General features: G+C 68.7%; 6 protein-coding genes. 3 read left to right on the top strand and 3 right to left on the bottom strand.

All coding sequences use genetic code 11. The features are described 5' to 3' along the window. Nucleotides 1–5 precede the first annotated feature (5 nt). Both AAFN46_RS03110 and AAFN46_RS03105 read left to right on the top strand, forming a co-directional pair. A complete protein-coding gene (locus AAFN46_RS03110; protein WP_347807231.1) occupies nt 6–2,588 on the top strand; it encodes an alpha/beta fold hydrolase in 2,583 nt (860 codons plus the stop codon). Beyond that, entirely contained in the window at nt 2,585–5,092 is a 2,508-nt protein-coding gene (locus AAFN46_RS03105) for an efflux RND transporter periplasmic adaptor subunit (protein WP_347807230.1), read from the top strand. The genes AAFN46_RS03110 and AAFN46_RS03105 overlap by 4 nt, the downstream gene beginning before the upstream one ends. A gap of 200 nt (nt 5,093–5,292) precedes the next feature. Here AAFN46_RS03105 and AAFN46_RS03100 read toward each other — a convergent pair whose 3' ends face one another. From AAFN46_RS03100 to chrA, 3 genes are all read right to left on the bottom strand, one after another. Beyond that, nucleotides 5,293–6,549: an FAD-dependent oxidoreductase gene (locus AAFN46_RS03100; RefSeq protein WP_347807229.1), complete on the bottom strand. Its 1,257-nt coding sequence runs from the start codon at nt 6,547–6,549 to the stop codon at nt 5,293–5,295. 94 nt (nt 6,550–6,643) lie between these two features. Further along, entirely contained in the window at nt 6,644–6,967 is a 324-nt protein-coding gene (locus AAFN46_RS03095; RefSeq protein WP_347807228.1) for a rhodanese-like domain-containing protein, read from the bottom strand. Nucleotides 6,968–6,978: 11 nt separating this feature from the next. Further along, nucleotides 6,979–8,325, bottom strand: coding sequence for a chromate efflux transporter (chrA, locus tag AAFN46_RS03090; protein ID WP_347807227.1), 1,347 nt, complete (start codon nt 8,323–8,325; stop codon nt 6,979–6,981). A 153-nt stretch (nt 8,326–8,478) separates the two neighbouring features. Here chrA and AAFN46_RS03085 point away from each other — a divergent pair, with 153 nt between their 5' ends. After that, a complete protein-coding gene (locus AAFN46_RS03085) occupies nt 8,479–10,065 on the top strand; it encodes a diguanylate cyclase (RefSeq protein WP_347807226.1) in 1,587 nt (528 codons plus the stop codon). Nucleotides 10,066–10,071: the final 6 nt, after the last annotated feature.

The following is a 10,071-nucleotide window of genomic DNA, read 5'->3' as shown; positions in this document are numbered from 1 at the left end:
CCAGGATGGCGATGGCCGAGGTCAACGGAGTACGGCTGCACTATCAACAGCTGGCCTGCGAACGCAGCGAGGGCGCGGTCGAGGACCTGGTGCTGATCCACGGCCTGGCCGCCAACCTGGCGTTCTGGTACCTGCAGGTCGGCCACGCCCTGGCCCGGCACTACCGGGTGACCATGTACGACCTGCGCGGCCATGGTCGTTCCGGCATGCCGGCGCGGGGCTACACCCCGGCCGCGCAGGCCGAGGATCTGCGCCAGCTGCTGGACCACCTCGGCATCGAGCGGGCGCATGTCATCGCCCACAGTTTCGGCGGCACCATCGCGCTGAACCTGGCCTGCGCGCAGCCGCAGCGCCTGCGCAGCCTGACCATCGCCGACACCCATATCGCCGCGATCCGCAACGTCGGCGCCGACTGGCGCTACGCCGAGCATATCCAGCGCATCCTCGACGAACACGGCATCGCGCTGAATACCCGCGAGCCCTACTTCGGCTACCGCCTGCTCAAAGAGGCGGCCACCCTGCAGCTCAAGCAGCGCGAGTTGCCGGAGGCTCTGCGCGAGCTGATCAATCCGCTGATGGGCGCCTCGGGCAAGCGCACCGCCGACCAGTGGGTGAAACTGCTGGAGAACACCGCCGCCCAGGATGAGCTGATGGGCGACGACGGCCTGGATGTCGAGCGCCTGCGGCGCCTGGATTTTCCCATCCTGGCCATCTACGGCGAGCGTTCCCAGGCGGTGACCACCGGCGAGCTGCTGCTCGGCGTCTGGCCCAAGGCGGACTTTCGCCTGGTGCGCGGTGCCGGGCATTTCTTCCCGGCCTCCAGGCCGGGCAAGCTGATCCAGTCCTTCGAGTACTTCCTGCGCCAGGCCAGCGCCGGGCGCCAGGTGCGCGCCGAGGATGGCCAGACCAAGGCCTTCTTCCGCAGCGACCGCCTGTACAGCCGCGAGGATCAATGGTTCTACGCCACCCGCGAGGGCAAGGAGCAGGGCCCCTTCGCCGGCTTCGACGAGGCGCTCGACCACCTCAACGCCTTCATTGCCGAGGTGCTGGCGCGCAAGGCTCGCGCCGGCAGCATGTTCAGCCTGCCGAGCAAGATCCGCGTGCCGGCCGGACTCAACGAGGACGACTTCCGCCTGATCGCGCGCAACGGCTTCGGCGACGGCATCAATGCCTACGCCCACGCCATGGCCTGGTTCAACGATCACCTGTACGTGGGCACCACGCGCGGCAACTTCCCGCTGATGAAGGCACGCCTGCCGATCAGCATGGACCCCTGGCCGGTGGAGTGCCCGGCCAACCCCTTCGACCTCGACCTCAACGCCGAGATCTGGCGCTACAACCCGCGCAAGGACGAATGGCAGCGGGTATTCAAGGCACCGACCATCATCGGCAGCGACGGCTCGCGGATCCCCCGCGAGCTGGGCTTTCGCGGCATGTGCGTGTACCCCGGCAGCCCCGGGCACAACCCCGCGCTGTTCGTCAGCACCTGGTCGCCGGCCAAGGGGCCGGGTCCGCTGCTGCTGCGGAGCGAGGACGGGCTGAACTTCACGCCCAGCTGCGAGCCGGGGTTGATGGGCCTGCCGGTGACCACCATCCGTACCATGGTCAGCTTCAAGGGGCGCATGTACACCACCCCGGCCGGCTCGCGTGGCGGCAACCCCAACGTCTCATCCCACTCCATCGTCTACGAGAGCGCGGCGCCTGAGCTGGGGCAATGGCGCGCGGTCAGCGATTTCGGCTTCGGCGACGAGGGCAACAAGACCATCTTCGAGATGTGCCCGTTCGGCGATCATCTGTATGTCGGCACCTTCAACCTCAAGGGCTTCCAGGTCTGGCGCAGCACCTGCGAGGGCGAGCCCTACCAGTGGGAGCGGGTGATCGCCGACGGCGCCGGGCGCGGGCCGCTCAACCAGTCGGTGCTGAGCATGTACCCGTTCAAGGGCGCGCTGTATGTCGGCAGCGCCATCCAGGGCGGCGGCATCGACCGGCAGAATGGCGTGGGCCCCGCGCCGCCCGAGCTGATCCGCATCCATCCGGACAAGCGCTGGGACCTGCTGGTGGGCGACGCGCGGCAGACCGAGGACGGCTGGAAGGAGCCGCTGTCCGGCTACATGGCCGGCTTCGACAACTTCTTCAACGGCTACTTCTGGCGCATGGCCGAGCACGAGGGCTGGCTGTACCTGTCGACCTTCGACTGGAGCGGCCTGCTCGGCTACGCCCGGCGCGACAGCTGGCCGGAGCCCTTCCTCAACATCGTCAACCAGGTCGGCGAGCGCTTCATCTTCGAACGCCAGTCGGGCTTCGACCTGTATCGCAGCTACGACGGCGAGAACTGGCTGCCGGTGACCACCGGCGGCATGGGCAACCCCTACAACATCGGCATGCGCACCATAGTCTCCTCGCCCTACGGCCTGTTCCTCGGCGCCGCCAATCCCTTCGGTCCCCGGGTCTGGCCGCTGGGCGGCGATCGCTATATCGACAACCCGCGCGGCGGCTGCGAAGTGTTCTTCGCCCCGCGCAAGACGCTGACCTCGGCGGCGCCCAGCGCCGGCATTCGTGATCGGTCCAAAGGAAGCCAAGCGCTATGAACGGACACATCTCCGCCAGCCAGGAAACCGACCTCGGCGATGCCCGCAAGATCGCCACGCCGCTGCTGTTGCGCAAGGGCCTGCAGGTGTTCCTGCGCAACGGCCGGCAGGAGCCGCTGTACGTGGTGCTGGACCCCAGCGGCCAGCTGCAGTGGGAGCTGGAGACCCGACAGTTCTTCCTCCTGGAGATGCTCCAGGTGGACGAGCAGTTCGACGCCATAGCCGCCAGTTTCGAGCGTCGCTTCGCCCAGCCGCTGAGTGACGCCGAGCTCGATGGCCTGCTGGCCAACCTGGTCGACCAGCGCCTGCTCGGCCTGGCGGCGGCCAGTCACCCCCTGGTGGCGCCCTATCGCGAGCAGCTGCAGGCCGACCTGCAACGGCTGCTGCAGGAGAAGGTCTCGCGCTTTCGCGACAAGGCCGCGCCGCCGGTCAAGCGTCCGCCGCCCACGCCCCAGGACGGCGCCCCGGCCACCGCATCGCGGCCGGCCAACGACGCCGGGCGCGGCGATGCCGAGCCGCCGCAGGCCGGCGTGCGCGACGCGGCCGGCATGGATGACCGCCTGCAGATACCGATACTGCACCTGTTCGATCCTCACCGTCTGCTCAAGGCCATGCAGGACTGGGTCGAGCCGTTGCGCTACGGCGTTTTCGTCCTGCCGCTGCTGTTCGGCCTGGCCCTGGGCATAGTGCTGAACAACTTCGCCCAGGTGCGCCTGGATAGCGTCGTCCTGCTGTCCGACATGGGCGCCGTCGGCCATCTGCTGTTCAGTCTGTTCAGCGTCAACCTGCTGTGCACCCTGACCCTGGCGCTGACCGCGCAGAAGTATCGCGGCACCGTGTACAGCCTGTCGGTGGCATTCATGCTCGGCTTCCTGCCGCGCTTCATGCCGCGCATTCGCCACCTGGTCGGCCTGAGCCGGCGCGAGCGCCTGTGGCTGCACGGCGGGCCGGTGCTGATGCGGGTGGCGCTGTTCAGCCTGGGGATCTTCCTCTGGTACCTGAGTCGTGCCTCCAATGGCCTGCTGCCGGTCGCCGGCCTGGCCCTGGCGCTGACCAGCGCCACGGCGTTGTTGCTGACCCTCAACCCGCTGTCGAAGAGCAGCGGTTATCACCTGATCGCGGTGCTGGTGGACGAGCCGCACCTGCGCGGCAAGGCCTTCAAGGCCCTGCTTGGGCGCATCAAGGGCAATGCTTACCGCGAGGCTAACGACACCGCGCTGATGGCCTACGGCCTGGCCTCCGTTCTCTACTCCGTCGTCCTGTTCGTCATCATCCTGCTGCTGGTCGGCAGCTGGCTCAAGGTCAATTTCGGCGGTACCGGCGTGCTGGCCTGCGTGCTGCTGCTCGGCTACCTGAGCGTGCTGACCTACCGTAAGTTCAGGTCGGCCAACGAGATGTACGAGCGCGCCGTGCAGTACGAGCGCTGGAAGCGCCGGCGCCTACCGGAGAAGCTGGAGGAGAAGCTCGGCGCCAAGCAGGGCAACAAGCTGGCCGGCTATACCTGGCGGGTGTTCGCCCTGTCGCTGCTGATCTGCCTGTTTCTGCCCTATCCCTACGAGCCGGGCGGCGCCTTCGTCATTCTGCCCACCGAGCAGCAGCAGGTGGCCAGCGACATCGGCGGCATCGTCACCGAGGTGCTGGTGGACGGCGGCGAGCGGGTCGAGGCGGGGCAGGTGCTGGCACGCCTGGCCACCGGCGACTACGAGGCCCAGGTGAAGATCGCCGAGGCGCGCATCGCCGAGGAGCAGGCCATAGTCGCCGAGCTGAAGGCGCGGCCGCGCCCGGAGGAGGTGGAGGTGGCCCGGCGCAACCTGGAGATGGCGCGGACCCAGGCCGAGTTCAGCCGGATCAACAACCAACGGCACCTCACCCTGCTGGCCAAGGGCGGGGTGTCCGAGCAGCAGGCCGACCAGGCGCGGCGCCAGTACGAGGTCGATCTGATGGCGATCCAGGTGGCCGAGGCCAACCTGGCCCTGGTGCGCAGCGGCGCCACGGCCGACACCATTGCCGCCGCCGAGGCCCAGGTGCAGCGCTGGCGCGGCGAGCGCGACCTGTTCCTGGCGAAGATCGAGCGCTCGCAGCTGCGCGCGCCGATGGACGGCAAGCTGATCACCCTGCTGCTCAAGCAGAAGGTCGGCAAGTTCCAGCCCCCGGGCGAGCCGTTCGCGGTGGTGGAGAAGGCCGAGCGGGTGTTCGCCGAGATCGAGGTGCCGGAGACCGAGATCGGTTACGTGCAGCCGGGTGCGGTGCTCAAGGTCAAGCCGCTGGCCTATTCCGAGCGCCTGTTCGACGGCACGGTGACGCAGATAGACGCCAACGTGATCGAGAAGACCGCCGGCAAGTACGTCAAGGTGCTGACAGTGATCGACAATCCGCGCGGCGAGCTGAAGTCGGGCATGACCGGCTACGCCAAGGTGGACGGCGAGACCCTGCCGGTGTGGAAGGCCTTCAGCCGGGCGATCTTCCGCTTCATCGACGTCGAACTGTGGTCGTGGATTCCGTGATGGTTCTCCCTCCGGGAGAGGGTTGGGGCGGCCCGCGAAGGGTGAGGGAAGGAACCGCGCAGTAGCCATGGCTCCCTCACCCCCTGCCCCTCTCCCGGAGGGAGAGGGGAGCTATGCGGGCACCTGCCTCCCGGATTGCATCCGGGCTGCGAATGAAAACACCGGCCGCAGCCGGTGTTTTTGCTCGAGGAGTCGCGGGCTCAGGCCCCCGGCGTCGGCAGCAGCTCTTTGAGCGGCCTGGCGTCGTCGGCCAGCTGAGCGTCGCTCACGGCGATGCCCTCGGCCACCAGGCGCTTGGCGGCGATGAAGTCCTGCGGGCGGTTCACCGTATCGGCGGCCAGCACCTTGTCGCCCTTGAGGTAGAAGGCGCTGAAGCTGTCGCTGGCCGGATCGCCGCGCAGCACCAGGCGCTCGAAGCCGTCGGACAGGCCGACCATCTTCAGCTTCAGCTCGTACTGGTCGGACCAGAACCAGGGCACCGAGGCGTAGGCCTTGAGCTTGCCGGCCATGTTCGCCGCGGCCACCCGCGACTGTTCCAGGGCGTTGGGCACCGACTCCAGGCGCAGGCGGCGGCCGAGCAGGTGGTTGGGGTGATTTGTGCAGTCGCCGGCGGCGAAGATATGCGGGTCGCTAGTCTGGGCGTGCTGATCGACCAGGATGCCGTTGTCCACCGCCAGCCCGGCCGCGGCGGCCAGTTCGGTATTGGGGATCAGGCCGATGCCGACCACCACCAGATCGGCCTCGATGCGCGCGCCGTCGGCGCAGAGCAGGGCGTCGACCCGCTCGCCGGCCAGCTCCAGGTCGACCACCTGCACGCCGGTGCGAATGTCCACCCCGGCCTCGCGATGCTTGCGCTCGTAGTAGGCCGACAGTTCGGCGGCGGTGACCCGCTGCAGCACCCGCGGCAGGGCTTCCAGCACCGTCACCTGGAGGCCCTGGGCGCTGGCCGAGGCCGCCACCTCCAGGCCGATGTAGCCGCCGCCGACTATCACCAGGCGCTTGCCCGGGGCCAGCTGGGCGCGGATGCGCTCGACGTCGGCCAGGGTACGCAGGTAGTGGAAGTTGGCGCAGCGCTCGGCGGCCGCGGCGTTGCCCAGGCTCAGTGGACGCGGACGGCCGCCGGTGGCCAGGGCCAGCTTGTCGTAGTTCAGGCTGCGCCCGTCGCTCAGCTCCAGGCGCCGGTTGGCGCGGTCGATGGCATTCACCCGCACGCCACCGATGAACTCCACGCCGGCCTTGTCGTAGGCCGCCTGCGGGCGTATCGCCAGGCTGCTCTTTTCCACGCTGCCGGCCAGGTAGGCCTTGGACAGCGGCGGGCGATGGTAGGGCAGGTGAGGTTCTTCGCCGAGCAGCAGGATGCGCCCCTCCCAGCCCTCGTTGCGCAGGGCGATGGCCAGTTCGCCGCCGGCATGGCCGGCGCCGACGATGATGGCGATGGAGGAGGCGGCGTCAGTCATGGGGAACCTCGGGAGCTTAGGGAGAACTGGCCGCTAGTGTAAGCATCCGCGCCGGCCAAGTCCCGGCCGAAGACGCCAAACGCCATGCAGGCGGCTAGTCCAGTTCCGCCAGCGGCAGGCCGGCGGCCTGCCAGGCGGCGAAGCCATCGATCAGGTGGCGGGCGTCCAGGCCCATGGCGCGCAGGGTGGCGGCGCAACCCTGGCTGATCTCGTGCCCGTGGGCGCAATAGAGGATCGCCGGGCGATCGCGCGGCACCTCGTCCTTCCAGGCGAACAGTGCCTGCGGGTCACGCCACTGGCTGCCGGCGATCTGCGCCGCCGCGCTTTGCCGGGCGGCGGCGCGGCGCACGTCGAGCAGGCTGAAGCAGCGGCCGGCGGCCTGCCATTCGGCCAGTTCGCGGATCGAGATGGGCGTCATGCGTGTCTCCTTCAGCGCAGCAGGTGCACGGCCAGGCCGACCAGGGCACAGCCCAGCAGCACCTCGATCACCCCGCGCTTGAAGCGCAGCAGGGCCAGGGCGGCGCCCAGGGCGATCAGCGCCGACGGCCAGTCGAAGCTGCCGGCGAAGCCCTGTGGCCAGAGCACGTGATAGGCGAAGAATAGCGCCAGGTTGACGATCACCCCGACCACTGCGGCGGTGATCGCGGTCAGCGGCGCGGTGAACTTCAGCTCGTTGTGGGTGGACTCCACCAGCGGCCCGCCGATCAGGATGAACAGGAACGACGGCAGGAAGGTGAACCAGGTGACCAGGCAGGCGGCCAGGGCCCCGGCCAGGAATGCCTGGTCGGCGCCGAACACCTGCTGCACGTAGGCGCCGACGAAGCCGACGAAGGCCACCACCATGATCAGCGGCCCGGGCGTTGTCTCGCCCAGCGCCAGGCCGTCGATCATCTGCGTCGGCGTCAGCCAGCCGAAGTGGCCCACCGCGCCCTGGTAGACGTAGGGCAGCACCGCGTAGGCGCCGCCGAACGTCAGCAGGGCGGCCTTGGTGAAGAACCAGCTCATCTGGGTCAGGGTGCCTTCCCAGCCGAACAGGGCGGTCAGCGTGGCCATCGGCAACACCCACAGCGCGGCGCCGATGGCCAGCAGCAGGAACACGCGCGAGCCGCGAAAGCGCGCGTGCTCCGGCGGCGGGGTGTCGTCGTCGATCAGCGCCGGACCGTAGGACTGCTTGGCCGCGCCGTGGCCGCCGCCGACGCTGAAGTACTGCGGCGCCAGGCGTCCGCCCAGGTAGCCGATCAGGGCGGCGCCCAGCACGATCAGCGGGAAGGGCAGATTGAGGGCGAAGATGGCCACGAAGGAGGCGCCGGCGATGCCCCACAGCCAGTTGTTCTTCAGCGCGCGGGAGCCGATGCGATGCGCCGCCTGCAGCACTATGGCGGTCACCGCTGGCTTGATGCCGTAGAACAGGCCGGCCACCAGCGGCACGTCGCCGAAGGCGATATACAGCCAGGACAGGGCGATCAGGATGAACAGCGACGGCAGCACGAACAGCGCTCCGGCGATCACCCCGCCCCAGCTGCGGTGCAGCAGCCAGCCGATATAGGTGGCCAGCTGCTGGGCCTCCGGGCCGGGCAGCAACATGCAGTAGTTGAGCGCATGCAGGAAGCGTCTTTCGGAGATCCAGCGGCGTCGCTCGACCAGCTCCTGGTGCATGATGGCGATCTGTCCGGCCGGGCCGCCGAAGCTGATGAAGCCGAGCTTGAGCCAGAACAGCAGGGCCTGCAGAAAACTGGCGGGCTGGGCCGGTGCCAGCGGCAGCGTGGTTTCGCTCATCGAGGCTTCCTTAATGTGGCGAAGGCGGAGGACGGGGCATCATATCCCGGCGATTGTGGCATGCCGAACACGGGCACCGCGATTGATCGGGGCAGGTCCGAGCGGGCTTTCCTATAGTGTGAGAGAGATAACGGAGCCGACGCAGGGGCGCTCATGGGTGGTGACGTAAAGGCGCAAGGGCGCAGACTGCAGCGTTGGCAGACGCTGGCCCTGCTGCCTCTGGCGCGGGCCTTCGTGGTGCTGGTCTGCGCATCGTTGCTGGCCACCGACGGCTGGATGATTTGGAACGCTCGCCAGGTGCAACTGCGCGAGGCCGAGATCGAGACCTCCAACCTGGCCTCGGCGCTGGCCCGCCAGGCCAGCGACACGCTGCGCAGGGCCGATACCGTGCTGCTCGATCTGGTCGAGCGGCTGCAGGTGGACGGTGCCGGCCCCGCGCAGCTGCAGCGCCTACAGCACCTGATGCGTCAGCACGTCTACGCGCAGGCCGAGCTGCACGGGCTGTTCGCCTACGACCGCGACGGCAACTGGCTGGTCAACTCCTTCGGCGAGCTGCCGCTGGGGGCCAACAATGCCGACCGCGAGTATTTCCGTTATCACCGCGACTTTCCCGAGGACCATGACGCTCACGTCGGGCATCCGATTCGCAGCCGCACCACCGGCGACTGGATCATCCCGCTGTCACGGCGCCTGGAAGACGCCCAGGGCGAATTCGCCGGGGTGGCGCTGGCGACCATCTCCATCGACGACCTGCGGCAGTTCTATGCCACCTTCGACGTGCGCGAGCATGGCTCCATCGGCCTGGTGCTGAACGACGGCACCCTCATGCTGCGCATGCCCTTTGACGAGCGCCACATAGGCACCAACGTCAAGAGCGGCCAGGTCTTCAGTGACCTGCTGCCGCACAGCCCGGTGGGCAGCGCCCGGCTGCCCTCGCCGCTGGACGGCGTGGAGCGCCAGCTCAGCTATCGGCAGATCCAGGGTTACCCGCTGGTGGCGGTCACCGCCCTGGCGGTGGACGATATTCTCGCCGGCTGGCGCGCCGACAGCGCCCGTCAGCTGCTGGTGCTGGTCCCGCTGGTGACGCTATTGGCCCTGTTCGGCCATTACCTGATACGGCAGATCGAGCAGGGGCAGCGTACCGAGGTGGAGCTGCGCGCTACCCGCGATGCCCTGCGTGCCTTCAACCAGCGCCTGGAGAAGCAGGCCCTGGAAGACGAGCTGACCAAGCTGGCCAACCGCCGTCGCTTCATCCGCGCCCTGAGCGATGAGTTCTCCCGTGCCGCGCGCAGCCGCAAGCCATTGGCGTTGGTGTTGTTCGACGTGGACTACTTCAAGCAGTACAACGACATCTATGGCCACTCCGCCGGCGACGAGTGCCTGCGTGCGGTCGCCGAGACCATTCGCGGCGGGCAGAAGCGTCCGGCCGACCTGGCCGTGCGTTACGGCGGCGAGGAGTTCTGCCTGCTACTGCCGGAGACCGACGCCCAGGGCGCCATGCAGGTGGCCGAACAGGTACGGACTCAGCTGGAGCAACTGGCCCTGGCACATGCCGGCTCGCCCCTGCGGCGCCTGAGCCTGAGCGCCGGGGTGCATGTCTGCCTGGCGCAGCCCGGCGCGCCCGAGGACGGGCCGGAGCGGCTGATCCAGGGCGCCGACAAGGCGCTCTACGCGGCCAAGGCCGGCGGTCGCGACCGCGTCGTGCTGTTCGACGAGCGGGTCGAGCAGCTGATCGGCTGAGCCTCG

The organism is Pseudomonas sp. CAU 1711 (genome assembly GCF_039888625.1).
Lineage (GTDB): Bacteria > Pseudomonadota > Gammaproteobacteria > Pseudomonadales > Pseudomonadaceae > Aquipseudomonas.
This window is presented reverse-complemented; position numbering and strand designations above follow the sequence as displayed.

Coding starts and splice junctions, on each gene's coding strand:
- AAFN46_RS03110 (WP_347807231.1), top strand. CDS start 6: ATGGCGATGGCCGAGGTCAACGGAGTACGGCTGCACTATCAACAGCTG.
- AAFN46_RS03105 (WP_347807230.1), top strand. CDS start 2,585: ATGAACGGACACATCTCCGCCAGCCAGGAAACCGACCTCGGCGATGCC.
- AAFN46_RS03100 (WP_347807229.1), bottom strand. CDS start 6,549: ATGACTGACGCCGCCTCCTCCATCGCCATCATCGTCGGCGCCGGCCAT.
- AAFN46_RS03095 (WP_347807228.1), bottom strand. CDS start 6,967: ATGACGCCCATCTCGATCCGCGAACTGGCCGAATGGCAGGCCGCCGGC.
- chrA (WP_347807227.1), bottom strand. CDS start 8,325: ATGAGCGAAACCACGCTGCCGCTGGCACCGGCCCAGCCCGCCAGTTTT.
- AAFN46_RS03085 (WP_347807226.1), top strand. CDS start 8,479: ATGGGTGGTGACGTAAAGGCGCAAGGGCGCAGACTGCAGCGTTGGCAG.